The following is an 18,423-nucleotide window of genomic DNA, read 5'->3' on the forward strand; positions in this document are numbered from 1 at the left end:
TCAGACCGCCTCTCCCTGCCGGGCGGCCGCGAGGCGGACCGCGTCCATGATCTTCTCGTAGCCCGTGCAGCGGCACAGGTTGCCCGACAGCGCCTCGCGGATGTCCGCGTCGGACGGGTTCGGGTTGCGCTCCAGCATCTCGTCGGCGGCGACCAGCAGGCCCGGGGTGCAGAAGCCGCACTGCACGGCACCGGCGTCGATGAACGCCTGCTGGATCGGGGCTAGTTCGGTGCCCTCGCCGGTCTGCGAGTCCTGGCCCTTGGCCGCCCACTGCTGCGCGTCGTTGAGCGACGTACCGCACGAGGAACCGCAGGACCGCTGCTTGGCGTACTCCGCGAGCCCCTCGACGGTCACGACCTCGCGGCCCTCGACCTGACCCGCGGCGACCAGGCACGAACACACCGGCACGCCGTCGAGGCGGACCGTGCAGGAGCCGCACTCGCCCTGCTCGCAGGCGTTCTTGGAGCCGGGCAGACCGAGCCGCTCGCGCAGCACGTACAGCAGGGACTCGCCCTCCCACACGTCGTCGGCTTCCTGCGGACGTCCGTTGACAGTGAAATTGACGCGCATCAGGCGACTCCCTCCGAGTGGGCGGCGGTGCCGCGGTACGACTCCCAGGTCCAGGTCAGCGTGCGGCGTGCCATGACGCCGACCGCGTGGCGGCGGTAGCTCGCGGTGCCCCGGACGTCGTCGATCGGGTTGCAGGCGGCGGAGCACAGGTCCGCGAACTGCTTGGCGACCGACGGGGTGATGATCTTTCCGTTGTCCCAGAAGCCGCCCTCTTCGAGCGCCGCGTTCAGGAACTCCTCCGCGGCCTTCGCCCGGACGGGCGTCGGGGCGGCCGAGCCGATGCCGGTGCGGACCGTGCGGGTCTCGGGGTGCAGCGCGAGGCCGAAGGCGCACACGGCGATGACCATGGCGTTGCGGGTGCCGACCTTCGAGTACTGCTGCGGGCCGTCGGCCTTCTTGATGTGGACGGCGCGGATCAGCTCGTCCGGCTGGAGCGCGTTGCGCTTGACGCCGGTGTAGAACTCGTCGATCGGGATCAGCCGGGTGCCGCGGGCCGCGGACTCCACCTCGACGTCGGCGCCGGCCGCGAGGAGGGCCGGGTGGGCGTCACCGGCGGGCGAGGCGGTGCCGAGGTTGCCGCCGACGCCGCCGCGGTTGCGGATCTGCGGGGAGGCGACCGTGTGCGAGGCGAGCGCGAGGCCCGGCAGCTCGGCACGGAGGTGCTCCATGATGCCGGTGTACGGGACGGAGGCCCCGAGCCGTACCGTGTCCTCGCCGGTCTCCCACTCGGTGAGGTCGCCGATCCGGTTCAGGTCGAGCAGGTACTCGGGCCGCCGGTGGTCGAAGTTGATCTCGACCATCACATCGGTGCCGCCCGCAATGGGCACAGCGGTGGGGTGCTCGGCCTTGGCGGCGAGCGCCTCCTCCCAGCTGGCGGGGCGAAGGAAGTCCATGACCGGCTCTCTTCTTCGTCTCGTGAGTGGCTCGTTCACGTGCTGTTCACGTCGAGTGGGCCCAGTACACAGCGCGGTACTCCACGCCTGTCAGTCACGGAAACCATGAAGGAGTTGGCTGGCCAGGGCGGGCATCTTGTAGATTCGTATGAACGGATGCCATCAGTAACCTCTCTGTCTTCCTGTAGAAACGCAGGAAACAGCCACATCCACCCTCCACCCCTCATCGTAGATTTCGAGACAAAGATCGGCGGCGACGAGATGCGGCTGCGCGCACTGCTGGACACCGATGCGCTGGGCCTCAGGCTGCTCGGCGGCGAGGACGAGCTGGACCGCACCGTACGCGGTGTGATGACCACCGACCTGCGCGACCCCAGCCGCTACCTCTCGGGCGGCGAACTGGTCCTCACGGGCCTCGCCTGGCGCCGGGACGCCGCCGACTCGGAGCCGTTCGTACGGATCCTGGTGCAGGCCGGCGTGGCCGCGCTGGCCGCCGGCGAGGCGGAGCTCGGGGACATCCCCGACGACCTGGTCCTCGCCTGCGCCCGGCACCGGCTGCCGCTGTTCGCGGTGCACGAGTCGGTGGCGTTCGCGACGATCACCGAGCATGTCGTACGGCAGGTCAGCGGCGAGCGGGCCGGGGACCTGGCGGCCGTGGTCGACCGGCACCGGCGGATGATGACCTCGGGCCCGGCGGGCGGCGGCCCGGACGTGGTCCTGGACCTGCTCGGCTCCGACCTGGACCTGCGGGCCTGGGTGCTCTCCCCCACCGGACGGCTCATCGCGGGCACCAAGGTCGCGGGCCCCGGGCTGCCCGCCGAGGTCTGCGCCACGCTCGCCGCCGAGCATCTCGCCGCCGCCCGCACGGGCCGGCGCGGACCGCACCGGGTGACGGTCGGCCCGGCGACGTTCAGCCTCTTCCCGATCCGCAGCAGCGGGCGCTCCACGCAGGCATCCCGGGACGTGCGCGAGACAGTGCTGTCGGACTGGCTGCTGGCCGTGGAGGCGGACGCGGGCGACTGGCCGGCCGAGCGGCTCGACCTGCTGCAGGGCGTCACCCAGCTGATCTCCGTCGAGCGGGACCGCCGGGACGCCGCGCGGACGGTCCGGCGGCGGCTCGCCCAGGAGGTCCTGGAGCTGGTCCAGACGGGCGCGGCGCCCGCCGAGATCGCGGCCCGGCTGCGGGTGGCCGCCCCGGTGCTGCTGCCCGGCCTGGGGGCCGCCCCGCACTGGCAGGTCGTCGTGGCCCGGGTGGACTGGGCGGGCGGGGACATCGAGGCGGGCCCGGTCGCGCAGTCGCTCCTGGAGGAGATCCTGGTCGACCCGCTGGCCACCGGCCCCGAGCCCTCGGACCGCATCGCCGTGGCCCACACCGGCGACGAGGCGATCGCCCTCGTACCGCTGCCGGCCGTCTCCACGGAGCACGACGGCTCCGAGGCGGGGATCCTCGCCGACGCGCTCCTGGAGGCCGTACGGGATCCGCTGTCGGCCGGGCTCGACGACGACGGGCAGGTCACGCTGGGCGTCAGCGCGGCCGTGCACTCGGCGGAGGGGCTGCGCGGGGCGCTGGAGGAGGCGCGGCACGCACGCCGGGTCGCCGCCGCGCGCCCAGGCCGGGTGTGCGCGGCGGGCCACCAGGAGCTGGCCTCGCACGTCCTGCTGCTGCCGTTCGTGCCGGACGACGTGCGGCGCGCCTTCACCGCCCGGCTGCTGGACCCGCTGCGGGACTACGACCGGCGCCACCGCGCCGAGTTGATCCCGACGCTGGAGGCCTTCCTCGACTGCGACGGCTCCTGGACGCGCTGTGCGACCCGGCTGCACCTGCACGTCAACACGCTGCGCTACCGCGTGGGGCGGATCGAGCAGTTGACGAGTCGTGACCTTTCCCGACTGGAGGACAAGCTCGATTTCTTCCTGGCGTTGCGGATGAGCTGAGCCCGCGGGGCCGTCGGGCCGGGTGGCACCAGGTGCCGTCCGGGTCCCACGACTTTGTGAAATCCTTCACCCACCCCCTTGGCCCGGCGCTGACATTCGTGCTGAGATGCGGCCACCACTCAAAGCTCGACGGCGCGCTCGGGGAGGGCAACGTGGCGCATTCCGCCATGTCTGGTTCCGGAACGACCGAAAGTGACGATCCCCTCCAGACCGCGGTATGGCGGCTGCGCTCGCGCGCCTGCTGGACCGACGCGGCGGCGCTGCTGGAGCCCGCCGACGCCGCGTCCGCGCTGCAACGGGCCTCGCTGCTGGTGGAGAAGTGCCTGTACACCGAGGGCGGGTGGGAGGAGGCCGAGGACGCGCTGCGGACCGCGGAGGCCCTCGCCCACACCGACGAGGAGCGCGGGGCGGCCGCTTGTGAACGCGGGCAGCTTGCGTACGCGGCGACCCTGCACTCCGTGCGCGACCGGGCCGACGAGGCGCGGGCCGCGCTGGGCCGGGCGGCGGCGCTGATCCCGCCGGGGGCGCCGGGCCGGGCCGTACTGGACTTCCGGCGCGGGCTGCTGGCGGAGAACCTGGCCCGCTCCCCGCAGGCCGCGCGGGCCGCGTACCGGCGGGCGCACGCCGGTGCCACGGCGCACTCGGATCCGCTGCTGCTCTCCTTCACCTGGCGCCATCTGGCCGGACTCGCCCTGCGGGACGGGGAGTTGGCGGAGGCCCGGCACGGCTTCGCCGAATCGCTGCGGATCCGCGAGGAGTTGGGCTACCTGGTCGGCACGGCGCCCGCCCTGGCCTCGCTGGCCGACGCGGAGGCCGAGCCGGAGGCGTCCCGCCTGCGCGAGGAGGCCCGGCGCCTGTTCCGGCTGCTGGGCGGTGTACCGACCTGGCTGGCACGGCAGTTGGCCCCGCCCGCGCCGGGTGCGGCGACGGCCTGAGGAGGCTCCTGGAGGGCGGCGCCCGGCTCAGAGGAACCTGAGAGGTTCCTGTGCGAGGCTGGCGCGCCCCACCCCCTTGGAGGAGTTACCGATGAGCCTCGTCAACGGCTTGCCCGCGCATGTCCTGTTGGTCCATTTCGTCGTCGTACTGGTGCCACTGACCTCGTTGGCGCTGGTGGTGGCGGCGCTGTGGCCGCGGGCCGCGCGGCGGATGGGCGTCGTGCTGCCCGCGCTGGCCCTGGTGACGCTGGCGAGCGTGCCGCTGACCACGAGCGCCGGTGAGTGGCTGGAGGAGCATGTGCCCGAGAACTCCCTCGTGCAGCGGCACGCCGAGCTCGGGGACGGGCTGCTGCCGTGGGCGCTGGGTCTGTTCGTGCTGGCGGCGGCCGTGTGGTGGACCGTGCGCCGGACGCCCGCGCCGGAGACCGGCAACCGCACGGCGGCCGTCGTGCGGATCGCGGCCGCGGTGCTGTCGGTCGTGGTCGCGGCGGGCGCCGTCGTCGACGTCTACCGGATCGGCGACTCCGGGGCGAAGGCGGCCTGGAAGGGCAACTACTCCAAGGCGGCGACGCGTTCGGGCGACGGGGACTGACCGGTCGCGAGGCCTCGGCTCAGCCGTTCTGGATCCGCGCCAGCAGGTGCTGGATCGAGCCCAGTATCGAGTCGCGCAGCGCGGTGTCCTTGGCGAGGACGACGACCACGGCGACCAGGACCAGGAACGAGACGAGGCCGCCGCCGCGGCCGCCCCGGTATGCCGTCGGGCTCGGTGCGGGCGGCGGGCGGTGGCCGTGGCGGATGGCATGGTCGACGGCCCGCTGGTGCGCCCGCATGGCCTGCTGATGAGCCTGCTGGTTGGCCTGCTGCGACTGCTGCTGGGCCTGCTGCGCGGCCTGCTGGGCGTAGAAGGACGGGTCGGGCATCGCTCTCACCTCCGGCGGCGGCACTTTCCGTGCCGTGTGCCGGGGGTCACGCCGGCCGACGGTCCGCGAGTTCCCCGCATCACGAACCGTCACAGGGAACCGACGATTCTGTGACGGCGGTCACGAGCTCAGGACGCGCCGCCGAAGTGCTCGCCCACCAGCGCCCGTACGGCGTCCAGGTCGCGGGCGGTCAACGCGTCCAGCAGGACGGTGTGCCGGGCCGCGTCCGCCATCAGCTCGGCTCGGCCGCGGGCGCTCGGTGCACCGCCCACCAGGGGCCACTGGGCGCGGCGGTGGAGGTCGTCGGCGATCTGCACCAGCTGTTCGTTGCCGGAGAGGGAGAGGACCGCGCGGTGGAAGGTGCGGTCGGACTCGGCGTAGGTCGCGCGGCAGCCGGACGCGGCGGCGCGGACCGTGGCCTCGGCGAGCGGGCGCAGTTCCGCCCAGCAATCCACCGGCACCGTGCGGGCCAGCCGGAGCACCACGGGGACCTCTATCAGCGCGCGCACCTCGGCCAGTTCGGCCAGTTCGCGGGTGCCGCGCTCGACGACGCGGAAGCCGCGGTTGGGGACGACCTCGACGGCGCCTTCGAGGGCCAGCTGCTGCATCGCCTCCCGGACGGGCGTCGCGGAGACCCCGAACCGCTCCCCCAGCGCCGGTGCCGAGTACACCTCGCCGGGCGTCAGCTCACCCGCGACCAGCGCGGTGCGCAGCGCGTCGAGTATCTGGCCGCGCACGGAGGCCCGCTGGACCAGTCGGGGCCGTGGGATCGGCTGTTCACTGTGGGTGTGCTCGCCGCGTGTGGCGTCGGCGGCGACCGCGCGCTCCCGGTCCATGTCCGCGGCCACCGGCTGCGGGGGCACCCGCGGGACACCGGTAGGCCGTGTTCGAGGAGTCCCCGTCTCCGCCGAGCCCTGTGCGCTCTGCCTCACGGGTCCTCCTCCGGACGTGTCGGTACTTGGGGCCATTGAGGCGGGTTGTTACTCGCCCGTCAAGCACCATAAGCGCACAAGCCGTCAGTTCAAAGGCGCACGATCTTGGGTAAGGTAAGGCTTACCTTCAGTCGACCTTTCCCTCGACCCGGATCGGCGGTCCCCGTATGTCCGTGCACATACCCGCGCCCCGCTCGGCCCTCACGGCGTCCTACAGCCGTCTGACCGAGGCCTTTCCGGGCCTGGAGATCACGGAGCTCGGCGCCGGGGAACCCGCGCCGCGAGACGGCGGCTGGGTGGCCGCCGACGCGCTCGCGGAGGGCGGGGCGGGCCTGGACGCGTTCCTCGCCTGGGACGAGGCACAGGTGCTGCGGGACTACGGACAACGCGCCCGCCCGGACGTCGTCGCAAGCTTCGGACTGCACCGGTACGCCTGGCCCGCCTGCCTGCTGATCACCGTGCCGTGGTTCCTGGAGCGCCGGGTGCCCCGCTTCCCCGCGAGCCACGTCTCGTACGACCGGACCGTGCCCGGCCTCTCCGTCGGCCGCCTGGCCGTGCGCCCGGCGGGCTTCGCCTGCCTGCCCGGCGACCCGGCCGCAGCGCTGCCCGGCGCCCGGGTGGTCGACGGCGAGGAGGCGCTGCGCGCCGAGGCGCGGGCCGCGGTCGCCGAGCATCTGGAGCCGGTGCTCGCCGGGTTCGGGCCGCGGATGCGGCGGCGCGGGCGGGCGTTGTGGGGCATGGCGACCGACGAGGTGGTGGAAGGCCTGTGGTACGTCGCCCATCTCCTCGGTGAACAGGAGCGGGCGATGCGGGAGTTGGAGCTGCTGCTGCCCGGCGCGACCCGGCCCTACGTGGGCTCGGCGGCCTTCCGCGAGCTGACCGGACCGGACGGCGAGTCGCTGCCCACCCGGGACCGGGCGAGCTGCTGCATGTTCTACACCCTGCGCCCCGAGGACACCTGCGCCACCTGCCCGCGCACCTGCGACGCGGACCGGGTGACCAAGCTGCTGGCCGCCACCGCCAGTTGAGGCACCCTCAGGCATGACCACGCCAGGGCGTCCCGTAAGATCGGCCGCGAAGGGACCGCCCTCTCGGTTACAGGTGATTCACAACTTTCTCACTTGCCGCAGGAACTTTCCGTGGAACCACCCGTACGGGTAGTCTTATTCGAACTCAACTCCCGCCCCTCAAGCGGTAGTTCGAGCAGAACGCCGCCCTGGGCATCCCCTTGCACTTCCTTGGCGGCCTCTTGCCCCGAAAACCCCTGAGGGCCGTTGGGATTGGGCCACTATGGCGGGCGTTACGCCCTATCCCAATGCAAGGGACCCCTAGATGAGACTGACCGACATATCGCTGAACTGGCTGCTTCCGGGCGCCGTACTGCTCCTGGGCATGCTGGCGGCGGTGGCGGTGCTCGCGCGCAGCAAGCGGTCCGGCGGGGAGCACGCGAAGGACGACTCGTGGGAGCGCAGCGAGGAGCGCCGCAGGCGCAAGGAGGCCATATACGGCACCGCCTCGTACGTCCTGCTGTTCTGCTGTGCGGCGGTGGCCGCCGCCCTCTCCTTCCACGGGCTGGTCGGCTTCGGCGAACAGAACCTCGGCCTCACCGACGGCTGGGAGTACCTCGTACCGTTCGGCCTGGACGGCGCGGCCATGTTCTGCTCCGTGCTCGCCGTTCGCGAGGCCTCCCACGGTGACGCGGCCCTCGGCTCCCGGATACTCGTGTGGACGTTCGCGGGCGCCGCGGCCTGGTTCAACTGGGTGCACGCGCCCAGGGGCATCGACCACGCGGGCGCACCGCAGTTCTTCTCCGGCATGTCGCTCTCGGCGGCCGTGCTGTTCGACCGCGCGCTGAAGCAGACCCGCCGGGCCGCCCTGCGTGAGCAGGGTCTGGTGCCGCGTCCGCTGCCGCAGATCCGTATCGTCCGCTGGCTGCGGGCGCCCCGCGAGACCTACAAGGCCTGGTCGCTCATGCTGCTCGAGAACGTGCGCAGCCTGGACGAGGCGGTCGACGAGGTGCGCGAGGACAAGCGGCAGAAGGAGCTGGAGCGCCTGCGCCGGCGCGAGGCGGACCGCCTGGAGCGGGCCCAGCTCAAGGCGATCAGCCGGGGCCACCGCGGGTTCATCGGCCGTGGCCGGCCCGAGCCGCAGGCCCTGGAGCGGGCGTCCGCCCCGGCCACCGCGGAGCCTGCCATATCCGCGGCGGAGCCGCTGCCCGTGCGCCAGCGCCCTTCGCTGCAGCCCGTCCGCAAAGGGGGCTCCGACTCGATGACGGTCGACCTGACCGCGGAGGACGACACAATGGCCCTCCCGCGTCTCGACTCCCTGGAGCGCAAGCTCAAGGACCTCGAGCAGCAGTTCGGCTAGGCACGGCCGACGACCGGCCGTGAAGCCGACCGGCCGCGCACGGGAAAGGGCGTGACCCACGGGTCACGCCCTTTCCCGTGCGTCCGCCCTCAGACGCCCGAGGCGTCCAGCTCGAACCACACCGCCTTCCCCACCCCGTGCGCCCGAACGCCCCAGGCGTCCGCGAGGGACTGCACCAGGACCAGGCCTCTGCCGTGCGTACCGTCGTCGGCGACCGGTACGCGCAGTCTGGGCCTTCGGGCCACGAAGTCCCGTACCTCCACCCTGAGTCCACGGGGTCCCACGGTCGCGGTCAGGACCGCGTCGTGGTCGGTGTGGACGAGTGCGTTGGTGACGAGCTCGCTGGTCAGCAGCTCCGCTATCTCCGACCGGCCGGGCCTGCCCCAGTGCCGGAGCAGCTCACGCAGCGCCCGGCGTGCCTCGGGCACCGCCTTCAGGTCCGCCCGCCCGAGTCTCTGCCGTAGTTGGGACGGCTGCTGCGCCTCGGCGCCGCCGTCGGCCTTCTCCTCCGCTGTCTTCGCCGAGGAGGCCCCGATCGCAACGGGACCGCCTCCTCGCGCCTGCCTCTTCATGACCCCCGCCCGCGTGCCGATGTCGGTTCCCCTCCTTGTCGAACACGTTCACGGGGATCCATGCCCCGTGGCTCACCGGCCAGTCATGTCGAATGGTCAACGACCAGGTGTTCGGCCACGGATGCGGGCCCCGGGGCCGGGTAGATGACACCCTGGACCGTGCCGTCCGAGCGCCGAGGGAGCCGCCGTGCACGACGACCGACTGCTGGTGGAAGCGCGGCTGGAACGGGCCATGAGCCAGTTCGTACGTCCCGCGCAGTACGGGGCGCGTGTGCCACTGGTCCTGTCCGTGTGGCATGTGCCGGGTGAGCCGGTGCCGGTGGACCAGGCGCTGCAGGCCGCGTACGAGCCGTTCACGACCGGCACGTCCTGGGGAAAGCCCTGGTCGACGAGTTGGTTCCGGTTGGCGGGGCGGGTCCCCGAGGAGTGGGCGGGCCGCCGGGTGGAGGCGGTGATCGACCCCGGCTTCACCGGCGACGGCCCCGGCTTCCAGGCCGAGGGACTCCTGTACGACGCCGCGGGCGTCCCCCTCAAGGGCGTTCACCCGCGCAACCGCCAGCTGACCGTGGGTGCTCCGGCGAGCGGAGGGGAACCGGTCCATCTGCTCCTGGAGGCGGCGGCCAATCCGGCCGTGCTGCACGGTTTCGCGCCTACGCGTCTGGGCGACGTGCTGACCGCCGGGGATCGCCCCGGCTACCGATTCCGCTCTGCCGACCTCGCCGTACTCGACGAAGAAGTGTGGCAACTGGTGCTGGACGTGGAGGTGTTGTCGGAGCTGATGCACGAGCTGCCGATGGACCGGCCGCGGCGGCACGAGGTGCTGCGCGCGCTGGAGGACATGCTCGACGCGCTGGACCTGCACGACGTCCACGCGACGGCTGGGCAGGCCCGGGCCGCGCTGGCGGAGGTCCTCGCCCGTCCGGCCTCGGCGAGCGCGCACCGGGTGTTCGCGACCGGACACGCGCACATCGACTCGGCCTGGCTGTGGCCGCTGCGCGAGACGGTCCGCAAGGCCTCCCGCACCTTCGCCAACGTCACCGCGCTCGCCGCCGACTACCCCGAGTTGGTGTTCTCCTGTTCGCAGGCGCAGCAGTACGCGTGGGTGAAGGAGCACCAGCCGCACATCTGGGAGCGGATCAGGAAGGCGGTACGGGACGGCAACTGGGCGCCGGTCGGGTCGATGTGGGTGGAGTCCGACGCCAACATGCCGGGCGGCGAGGCACTGGCCCGGCAACTGGTGCACGGCAAGCGGTTCTTCGCCGAGGAGCTCGGCGTGGAGACCGAGGAGGTGTGGCTGCCGGACTCCTTCGGCTACACGGCCGCCTTCCCGCAGCTCGCGAAACTGGCCGGAATCCGCTGGTTCCTGACCCAGAAACTGAGCTGGAACCAGTCGAACAAGATGCCTCACCACACCTTCTGGTGGGAGGGCATCGACGGCACCCGCGTCTTCACCCACTTCCCGCCCGTCGACACCTACAACTCCCAGCTCCACGGCCGCGAACTCGCCCACGCGGAGCGCAACTTCGCCGACAAGGGCCGGGCGACGGGCTCACTGGTGCCGTTCGGCTGGGGCGACGGGGGCGGCGGCCCGACCCGCGAGATGCTGGAGAAGGCCCGCCGGCTGCGCTCCCTGGAGGGCTCACCGACGGTCGAGGTGGTCAGGCCGTCCGTGTTCTTCGCGGCCGCCGAGGAGGAGTACGGCGGCCAGGCGCCCGTGTGGTCGGGCGAGCTGTACCTGGAGCTGCACAGGGCCACGTACACCACCCAGGCCAAGACCAAGCGGGGCAACCGGCGCTCGGAACACGCCCTGCGCGAGGCGGAGTTGTGGTGCGCGACGGCGGCAGTGCGCGATCCGTCGTACGCCTACCCGTACGAGGCGCTGGACCGGCTGTGGAAGACGGTGCTGCTGCACCAGTTCCACGACATCCTGCCCGGCTCGTCGATCGCCTGGGTGCACCGGGAGGCCCGGGAGACGTACGCGCGGGTGCTGGCGGAGGTGGAGGAGCTCACGGCGGGAGCGGTGGCGGCACTGGGATCCGGCGAGCCGGCCGTCCTCAACGCCTCGCCGTACCCGCGCACCGAAGTCGTCGGGGACGCTCTCGTGACCGTGCCGGGACTGGGCTCGACGGCCCTCGCGGGCGGCGCCTCGGAGACGGTCCGGACCCAACAGGACGGCGACTGCGTCCTGCTGGAGAACTCGCGGCTGCGCGTGACCGTCGACGCGCACGGCCTGCTCTCCTCCGTCCGGGACCTCGACGCCGACCGCGAGGTCCTGTGCGCCCCCGGCAACCTCCTCCAGCTCCACCCCGACCACCCCAACGCCTGGGACGCCTGGGACATCGACCGGCACTACCGGCGGCGGCACACGGACCTGACGGACGTGGAGTCGGTGGAGCTGGTGGAGGACGGGCCGCTCCGGGCGGCGGTGCGGGTGACGCGGGCCTTCGGCAGGTCCCGGATCACCCAGGAGATCCGGCTCGCGGCCGGCAGCCGGCGCGTCGACGTCGTCACGGACGTCGACTGGCAGGAGTCGGAGAAGGTGCTCAAGGCCGCCTTCCCCGTCGACGTGCACGCCGAACGCTCCACCGCCGAGATCCAGTTCGGGCATGTGCACCGTCCCACCCATGCCAACACCAGCTGGGACGCGGCCCGTTTCGAGATCTGCGCGCACCGCTGGCTGAGGGTCGCGGAGGAGGGGTACGGCGTCGCGGTCCTCAACGACTCGACGTACGGGCACGACGTGACCCGCACCCCGCACGAGGCCGGTCTCGGCACGACCGTACGCCTGACCCTGCTGCGCGCCCCGCACAGCCCGGACCCCGAGACGGACCTCGGCACGCACCGCTTCACCTACGCCCTGCTGCCCGGCGCGGACGTCGGGGACGCGGTCGCCGAGGGGCTCGCGCTCAACCTGCCGCTGCGGGTGGCCGCGGCACCGGTGGTCCGGCCACTGGTGCGGGTGGACCATCCGGGGGTGACCGTGGAGTCGGTGAAGCTGGCGGAGGACCGCAGCGGGGACGTGGTGGTACGGCTGTACGAGTCCCGGGGCGGACGGGCGCGGGGCCGGCTGACGCCGGGGTTCCCGGTGGCCCGGGCCGAGGTGACGGACCTGCTGGAACGGCCGCAGCGGGAAACCGACTTGGGCTTCGAGCTGCGGCCGTTCCAGATCCTCACGCTGCGGCTGCGACCTGAGTGACTACTTGGCGCCGACGCTCTTGTCCGCGATGCGGTAGATCTGGCGGCTGTCGCGCTTCATGTCGACGTACAGCTTGGTGCTGGTGTTCTTGCTCCAGGTGAGGGTGACGACGGCCTCGGTGCGCTTCGCGGTGCTGCCGTTGTCGGTGACCTTCCAGGCGAGCGGGACGTTCTGGGCGCGCAGGACGCCGTCGGCGTGCTCCCGGTCCTCCCAGGCGGCCAGCGCCTTCTGGTAGGCGGGCGTCAGGTAGTGGGCGCGCAGCGCGGTGCCGAGGTCGCCGCTGCCCTCGTCGGTCACCGCGTCGATGTAGGCGCCGTAGAAGTCGGCGATCCGGCTGACGTTGTCGGACGGCTTGCCGCTGACGCTGTGCGGGGTGCCGGCGGAGGCCGTGGCGGTGGCGCCGAGGCCGAGGGCGACGGCGAGGACGCCGGCGGTCAGGACGGTGCGGGTCTTGCTGCTCATGTGTGTTTCCCCGTTTTCGTTCTCGTTGTTCGGTCGCTGTGCTGGTCTGTGGTGCGAGCCGCCCTCCCCACCCCCGTGGCGGAGGGCGGCCCCGGTCGTGCGGTCAGTGGAGCTTGTTCACGGCCTTGACGGTGGTCTTCTCGAAGGCCTTCACCGGGGCGCCCTCGAGGTCGCCCATCTGACCCCAGTTCACGACGGTGACGGTGCGGCCGTCGCGGCCGACGGACAGCAGGCGGACGTCGCTCGCGCCGTAAGAGGTCTCGGTGTGGACGCCGTAGACGTGAGCGCCCTCCTCGACGACCAGCTTCCCGAAGTCCTTGCCCACGGCCTCGACGTCCGGGTCCTGCTGCTCGATCCGGGCCGGGCAGGACTTGATGTCCTTGTTCAGCCAGGAGGTCAGCTGCTTGGCCGACCGGGTGTCGGGCAGGACGACGGTGATCTGCCGGGCGCCCGTGTCCAGGTCGGTGCGGAAGTCGCGGTGCCAGGTGTACTCGTGTCCGGGCAGCGCCCGCAGGCAGGTGTCCCCGTCGACGTCGTCCGGGATGCCGCCGGTGACCTTGCCGGCCGTCCAGGACGAGGAGGGGTGCGGCGGGAGGTCCTTGGCCGCGAGGAAGCCGGGTGCCTTCTGTGCGGCGGCGGCCGGGCCGGCGAGCGCCACGGCCAGGCCGGTGACGGTGACGGCGAGGAGCGCGCCTGCTCCGGTGCGCTTGGGCATGGGTGTCCCCCGTTGGTGAGTGCATGGGTGTGGATGTCGTCCGACGCCGGTTGGTCGGTCCGGCCCTGGTCGGTGCGACACCAAGAGCATCGGCCGTCACCGCAGTCCGGCGCAACGACTGGCGCCCGTTCCGCGACCGTGGAACCATCCCATCCCATCTGACGTGCAGGTATATGAGTGCCTGGGATACGGGGTTCGGTGGACGACGGGGGGAACGGTGTCGGCTGGGGACGAGGTCGAGGAGTTCGCGGCGCTGCTGCGCCGGTTGAAGGACCGCACGGACCGGAGCTACGGCTCGCTGGCCCGGCGCGTCAACATGAACACCTCGACGCTGCACCGGTACTGCGCGGGCGAGGCGGTACCGCAGGACTTCGCCCCGGTGGAACGCCTGGCGGCCTTCTGCGAGGCGACCCCGGAGGAACGCCTCGAACTGCACCGGCTGTGGCTGCTGGCGGTGGCGGCTCGGCAGCGGGTGCGGGCGGGCCAGGGAGCCGTGGAGCCGGCGGGGCCTGAAACGGAGACGGAAGCCGAGGCGCGGACGAAGCCCGGGGCGGAGACGGAACCCGGGTCGGAGACCGAGGCGGCGGCCGGGCCGGGAACCGAGACGGCAGCCGGACCGGGAACCGAGACGGCAGCCGGACCGGAGACCGAAGTGGCGGCCGGGCCGGGGACCGAAGTGGTGGCCGAGGCAGGGACGGAAGTGGCGCCGCCGACGGGTCCGGTGGCGCGGGCGCCCTGGTACCGGCGCAGGCGGACGTTCCTCGGCGCGGCGGTGGCGACCGTGCTGCTGGTCACCCTGAGCAGCCTGTCCGCGCTGTCGGCGGACCGCTCCCCCGACGACTCGGCGCAGGCGCCCGGACACCCCCGTACCGCGACCGGCGCCTCGCACCACCGCCCCTCGGCCTCGGCCACCGGCCCCTCCCCCAGCTCCTCCTCGGCCGCCCCGTCCTCATCGGGGGCGCGGGACTCGGCGAGCCCCCGGCCGAAGGACGGCACCCCGGCCGCCGGGAAGAGCGACGCGCCCGTGGGCACCGGCGTGCCCCTCGCCTGGACCGCCGACTCGCAGGTCTGGGAGGGGGGCTGCATGCACGACTACGTCATCGACAAGTCGCCCGACCAGGTGCCCCCGCCGCCGGTGCCGCAGGACGCCGCGGCGTGGGCGGCGACGCAGGGAGCGGTGCACGGGCGGAAGACGATGGTGCAGATCTCGGTGCAGGGCAAGTCCTCCACCGCCGTCGTCCTGGAGGCCCTCCGGGTCCGCGTCGCCGGCCGGGGCACTCCGGTCAAGGGCACCACGTACGACATGGCGCAGGGCTGCGGCGGCGGCCTCGGCCCCCGCTACTTCGACGTGAACCTCGACATCGATCGCCCCATCGCCCGCGCGGTCCCGGGCGTCGACGCGAGCGGAGCCCACGTCCCCGCCGTGCAGTTCCCCTACCGCGTCTCCGCCCAGGACCCGGAGGTGCTGCTGGTCACCGCGACGACCGAGATGTACGACTGCGGCTGGTACCTGGAGCTCGACTGGTCCTCCCAGGGCCGCACGGGCACGGTCCGCATCGACGACCACGGCCGCCCGTTCCGCACCACCTCCATCAAGGGCCTGCCCCGCTACTGGTACGGCACGAACGGCCACGGCGTACGCCAGTGGGTGCCCGCGGACTCCTAGGGCCGGGGCATGTTGCGGAGGTTGGAGCGGGCCATCTGGAGCATGCGCCCGACTCCGCCGTCCAGCACGATCTTCGAGGCGGACAAGGCGAAGCCGGTCACCATCTCGGCGCTGATCTTCGGCGGGATGGACAGCGCGTTGGGGTCGGTGACGACGTCGACGAGGGCCGGGCCCTTGTGCTTGAACGCCGACTTCAGGGCGCCCGCGAGGTCCTTGGGCTTCTCGACCCGCACGCCGTGGGCGCCGCAGGCACGCGCGACGGCCGCGAAGTCGGGATTCTTGTTCGTCGTGCCGTAGGACGGCAGGCCCGCGACCAGCATCTCCAACTCGACCATGCCCAGGGAGGAGTTGTTGAAGAGGACGACCTTGACCGGCAGGCCGTACTGGACCAGCGTCAGGAAGTCGCCCATCAGCATGGAGAACCCGCCGTCCCCGGACATCGACACGACCTGACGGCCACGGTCGGTGAACTGGGCGCCGATCGCCATCGGCAGCGCGTTCGCCATCGACCCGTGCGAGAACGAACCGATCACGCGGCGGCGGCCGTTGGGGGTGATGTACCGCGCGGCCCACACGTTGCACATCCCGGTGTCGACCGTGAACACCGCGTCCTCGTCGGCGAGTTCGTCGAGGACGGAGGCCACATACTCGGGGTGGATCGGGACGTGCTTGTCGACCTTGCGGGTGTACGCCTTCACCACCCCCTCCAGCGCGTCCGCGTGCTTCTTGAGCATCCGGTCGAGGAAGCGCCTGTTCTGCTTGGGCCGCACCCGGGGCGTCAGACAGGGCAGGGTCTCCTTCACATCGCCCCAGACGGCGAGGTCGAGCTTGGAGCGGCGGCCCAAGTGCTCGGGCCTGACGTCGATCTGAGCGATCTTGACGTCGTCGGGGAGGAAGGCGTTGTACGGGAAGTCGGTGCCGAGCAGGATCAGCAGATCGCACTCGTGGGTGGCCTCGTAGGCGGCGCCGTAGCCGAGCAGACCGCTCATGCCGACGTCGTACGGGTTGTCGTACTGGATCCACTCCTTGCCCCGCAGGGCGTGTCCCACGGGCGACTTGACCTTCTCCGCGAACTCCATGACCTCGGCGTGCGCGCCCGCCGTGCCGCTGCCGCAGAAGAGGGTGATCTTCTCGGCCTCGTCGATCATCCGCACGAGCTTGTCGATCTCGGCGTCGCCGGGGCGGACGGTGGGGCGTGAGGTGACGAGGGCGGTCTCGGCGGCCTTGTCCGGGGCGGGCTGGTCGGCGATGTCGCCGGGCAGCGACACCACGCTCACCCCGCTCTGTCCGACGGCGTGCTGGATGGCGGTCTGCAGCAGCCGTGGCATCTGCTTCGGGTTGGAGATCAGCTCGCTGTAGTGGCTGCACTCGCGGAACAGCTGGTCGGGGTGGGTCTCCTGGAAGTAGCCCAGGCCGATCTCGCTGGAGGGAATGTGCGAGGCGAGGGCGAGGACCGGGGCCATGGAGCGGTGGGCGTCGTACAGGCCGTTGATGAGGTGCAGGTTGCCGGGGCCGCAGGAGCCGGCGCAGGCCGTCAGTTTGCCCGTGATCTGGGCCTCCGCCCCCGCGGCGAACGCGGCGGTCTCCTCGTGGCGGACGTGCACCCAGTCGATGGCGGCGTTTCTGCGGACGGCGTCGACGACCGGGTTGAGGCTGTCGCCGACGACGCCGTAGAGGCGCTTCACTCCGGCGCGGACGAGGATGTCGACGAACTGCTCGGCGACGTTCTGCTTGGCCATGGTGCACTCATGCCCTTCGGTCTCCGCGGATCCCTGTGGGTCCATGAATTCACACGCGGGGCCGTCACGCCTCCCAAACGGCGGCAGCCGTACGGTCGTCCGCGTATCCCTTGACCCGGACCTGGGTGTCGGCGAGGAACGCGGCGAGGCCGGGCGGACCGGAGTTCGACCACCGGCCGGTCAGATGGCGGCACAGGTCGGGTTCGCCGCGCAGCGGGTCCGCGAGGCCGCCGGTGCACATCAGGAGGGTGTCACCCGGGTGGGCCACCGAGGCGCGGAACCGGAAGGGTTCGCGGGGCGGCTCGGGGGCGGGCTCGTACGGGCTCGGCGGCGTCGGGATGCCGAGGTCCATGGTGAGGCGGTCGCCCTCGGGCGTCTCGGCGGGCAGCGAGCCGAAACCGACGACGGGAGCGCCGGTGACGTCGGTGACGCGCGGCTCGATGTCCTGCCAGGCGCCGTCCCGCAGCCGGAACAGACCGCCGGCGCCGACGCCGAAGAAGACGCGGGTACGGCACTCCGGATCGGCGGGCAGCAGCAGACAGCGCAGGGTCGCCGAGTACTCCTCGGGGTCGATGCCCTGTTCGGCGGCGCTGGCGCGGAGCTTGCCGAGGCTGCGGTCGGTGAGGCGGTGCAGGCCGGACTTGAGGTCGCCGCGCCGCGCCGCCCTGATGTCCTCGGCGAGCCGGGCGTGGCTGCGGCCGACGGCACGGCCGATCCAGTGGCAGGCCTCGGCGGCGGCGCGGTGGGCGCCCGGGGTGGCGCGGGCGCCGGTGGCCATCGCGACGAGGATCAGCGCGTGCTCGGCGGTGCCGAAGCGGGCGGTGAGGAGGGAGTCGCGGCGGGGTTCGCCCCGGTAGCGGGCGGAGTCGCCGCGGACGGAGACGGCACGGAGGGTGCAGGAGCCGTACTTGGCGCCGTCCAGCACGGTGTCGGCGACCAGGTCGTCGAGGTCGTCCGGGTCGGCGGGCGGGAGGGCGGTGGGTTCGGCGTCGTAGGTCGGGGGGCCGGAGCCCACGTAGTCGACGGGGGGCGGGGGGAGGGTGGGGAGGTCCAGGTGGGTGGCGGTCCGGACGGCGGGCGGGGGGCTGTCCGCGGTGACCTGTGTCGTGGGGGTGGCCGGTGCCGATGGGAGGGCGTCGTCGACCTGCGTTGCGGGGGTGGCCGCGCCGACCGGCGCCTGCGGGGTGCCGTCCCTCTTCGCGGTGGGCACCGTGGCCACCGGAGACTCCGTGGACACGCGGCCCGGTGACGGCTGGTCGGTGTTGCCGGGGCGTTGCGGTGGCACCGTCGTCCCGGTCGCGCCCTCGTTCGGCGGCGCCGCCTCCGGGTCGGCCCCGTTGCCCACCGTCCCCGCGGCCGAGGCGAAGCGGTCGTCGAGGGTGTCGGGTGCGGGCGTGGGGCCGGTGTCCTCGGTGGAGTCGTCGTACAGCTGTCCCCACCAGTCGTCCGAATGACCGGTGGGCGTTCCCCCCTGCTGGCTCATGCCCCTAATTGTCCACCGCACGGGCCGGATGAAAACGG

The 18,423-nt window shown here is 72.6% G+C and carries 16 protein-coding genes; 7 read left to right on the top strand and 9 right to left on the bottom strand.

What is annotated here, in order from left to right:
• The gene (locus MQP27_RS10110; RefSeq protein WP_242764065.1) at positions 1–570 is read right to left on the bottom strand and encodes a (2Fe-2S)-binding protein; all 570 of its coding nucleotides are present in this window, start codon (positions 568–570) and stop codon (positions 1–3) included.
• Positions 570–1,463, bottom strand: coding sequence for an FAD binding domain-containing protein (locus MQP27_RS10115; RefSeq protein WP_242764067.1), 894 nt, complete (start codon positions 1,461–1,463; stop codon positions 570–572). The genes MQP27_RS10110 and MQP27_RS10115 overlap by 1 nt, the downstream gene beginning before the upstream one ends.
• A 261-nt stretch (positions 1,464–1,724) precedes the next feature.
• Between MQP27_RS10115 and MQP27_RS10120 the strand changes: the two genes are divergently transcribed.
• The 3 genes from MQP27_RS10120 to MQP27_RS10130 all read left to right on the top strand — a co-directional run bounded on the left by MQP27_RS10120 (position 1,725) and on the right by MQP27_RS10130 (position 4,925).
• The gene (locus tag MQP27_RS10120) at positions 1,725–3,398 is read left to right on the top strand and encodes a PucR family transcriptional regulator (RefSeq protein WP_242764069.1); all 1,674 of its coding nucleotides are present in this window, start codon (positions 1,725–1,727) and stop codon (positions 3,396–3,398) included.
• Positions 3,399–3,550: 152 nt separating this feature from the next.
• Positions 3,551–4,333, top strand: coding sequence for a hypothetical protein (locus MQP27_RS10125; RefSeq protein ID WP_242764071.1), 783 nt, complete (start codon positions 3,551–3,553; stop codon positions 4,331–4,333).
• A 91-nt stretch (positions 4,334–4,424) separates the two neighbouring features.
• A complete protein-coding gene (locus MQP27_RS10130) occupies positions 4,425–4,925 on the top strand; it encodes a DUF2231 domain-containing protein (RefSeq protein ID WP_242764073.1) in 501 nt (166 codons plus the stop codon).
• Between the two features lie 19 nt (positions 4,926–4,944).
• Here the strand turns inward: MQP27_RS10130 and MQP27_RS10135 are convergent, their stop codons facing one another.
• Positions 4,945–5,253, bottom strand: coding sequence for a hypothetical protein (locus MQP27_RS10135; RefSeq protein ID WP_242764075.1), 309 nt, complete (start codon positions 5,251–5,253; stop codon positions 4,945–4,947).
• Positions 5,254–5,381: 128 nt separating this feature from the next.
• Entirely contained in the window at positions 5,382–6,185 is an 804-nt protein-coding gene (locus MQP27_RS10140; RefSeq protein ID WP_242764077.1) for a GntR family transcriptional regulator, read from the bottom strand.
• A 179-nt stretch (positions 6,186–6,364) separates the two neighbouring features.
• On the opposite strand from MQP27_RS10140, the gene MQP27_RS10145 reads away from it, so the two are divergent.
• Both MQP27_RS10145 and MQP27_RS10150 read left to right on the top strand, forming a co-directional pair.
• The gene (locus MQP27_RS10145; RefSeq protein ID WP_242765058.1) at positions 6,365–7,213 is read left to right on the top strand and encodes a (2Fe-2S)-binding protein; all 849 of its coding nucleotides are present in this window, start codon (positions 6,365–6,367) and stop codon (positions 7,211–7,213) included.
• A 304-nt stretch (positions 7,214–7,517) separates the two neighbouring features.
• Positions 7,518–8,552 carry a DUF2637 domain-containing protein gene (locus MQP27_RS10150; RefSeq protein WP_242764079.1) on the top strand — a complete coding sequence of 345 codons (1,035 nt, stop codon included), beginning with the start codon at positions 7,518–7,520 and terminating at the stop codon, positions 8,550–8,552.
• Positions 8,553–8,641: 89 nt separating this feature from the next.
• Here MQP27_RS10150 and MQP27_RS10155 read toward each other — a convergent pair whose 3' ends face one another.
• Positions 8,642–9,124 carry an ATP-binding protein gene (locus tag MQP27_RS10155; RefSeq protein WP_242764081.1) on the bottom strand — a complete coding sequence of 161 codons (483 nt, stop codon included), beginning with the start codon at positions 9,122–9,124 and terminating at the stop codon, positions 8,642–8,644.
• A 187-nt stretch (positions 9,125–9,311) separates the two neighbouring features.
• Here MQP27_RS10155 and MQP27_RS10160 point away from each other — a divergent pair, with 187 nt between their 5' ends.
• The gene (locus MQP27_RS10160) at positions 9,312–12,320 is read left to right on the top strand and encodes an alpha-mannosidase (protein WP_242764083.1); all 3,009 of its coding nucleotides are present in this window, start codon (positions 9,312–9,314) and stop codon (positions 12,318–12,320) included.
• On the opposite strand, the gene MQP27_RS10165 is transcribed toward MQP27_RS10160, so the two are convergent.
• Positions 12,321–12,782, bottom strand: coding sequence for a hypothetical protein (locus MQP27_RS10165; protein ID WP_242764086.1), 462 nt, complete (start codon positions 12,780–12,782; stop codon positions 12,321–12,323). It abuts the gene before it with no gap.
• Between the two features lie 103 nt (positions 12,783–12,885).
• The gene (locus MQP27_RS10170) at positions 12,886–13,497 is read right to left on the bottom strand and encodes a hypothetical protein (protein WP_242764088.1); all 612 of its coding nucleotides are present in this window, start codon (positions 13,495–13,497) and stop codon (positions 12,886–12,888) included.
• Positions 13,498–13,714: 217 nt separating this feature from the next.
• Here MQP27_RS10170 and MQP27_RS10175 point away from each other — a divergent pair, with 217 nt between their 5' ends.
• Positions 13,715–15,163 carry a transcriptional regulator gene (locus tag MQP27_RS10175; protein ID WP_242764089.1) on the top strand — a complete coding sequence of 483 codons (1,449 nt, stop codon included), beginning with the start codon at positions 13,715–13,717 and terminating at the stop codon, positions 15,161–15,163.
• Here the strand turns inward: MQP27_RS10175 and MQP27_RS10180 are convergent.
• Both MQP27_RS10180 and MQP27_RS10185 read right to left on the bottom strand, forming a co-directional pair.
• Entirely contained in the window at positions 15,160–16,902 is a 1,743-nt protein-coding gene (locus MQP27_RS10180) for a pyruvate dehydrogenase (protein WP_242764091.1), read from the bottom strand. The two genes, MQP27_RS10175 and MQP27_RS10180, sit on opposite strands and share 4 nt — an antisense overlap.
• Positions 16,903–16,966: 64 nt before the next feature.
• Positions 16,967–18,385: a protein phosphatase 2C domain-containing protein gene (locus tag MQP27_RS10185; protein WP_242764093.1), complete on the bottom strand. Its 1,419-nt coding sequence runs from the start codon at positions 18,383–18,385 to the stop codon at positions 16,967–16,969.
• Positions 18,386–18,423: the final 38 nt, after the last annotated feature.

Origin of the sequence: Streptomyces cylindrosporus, from assembly GCF_022698165.1 — a bacterium.
Lineage (GTDB): Bacteria > Actinomycetota > Actinomycetes > Streptomycetales > Streptomycetaceae > Streptomyces > Streptomyces cylindrosporus.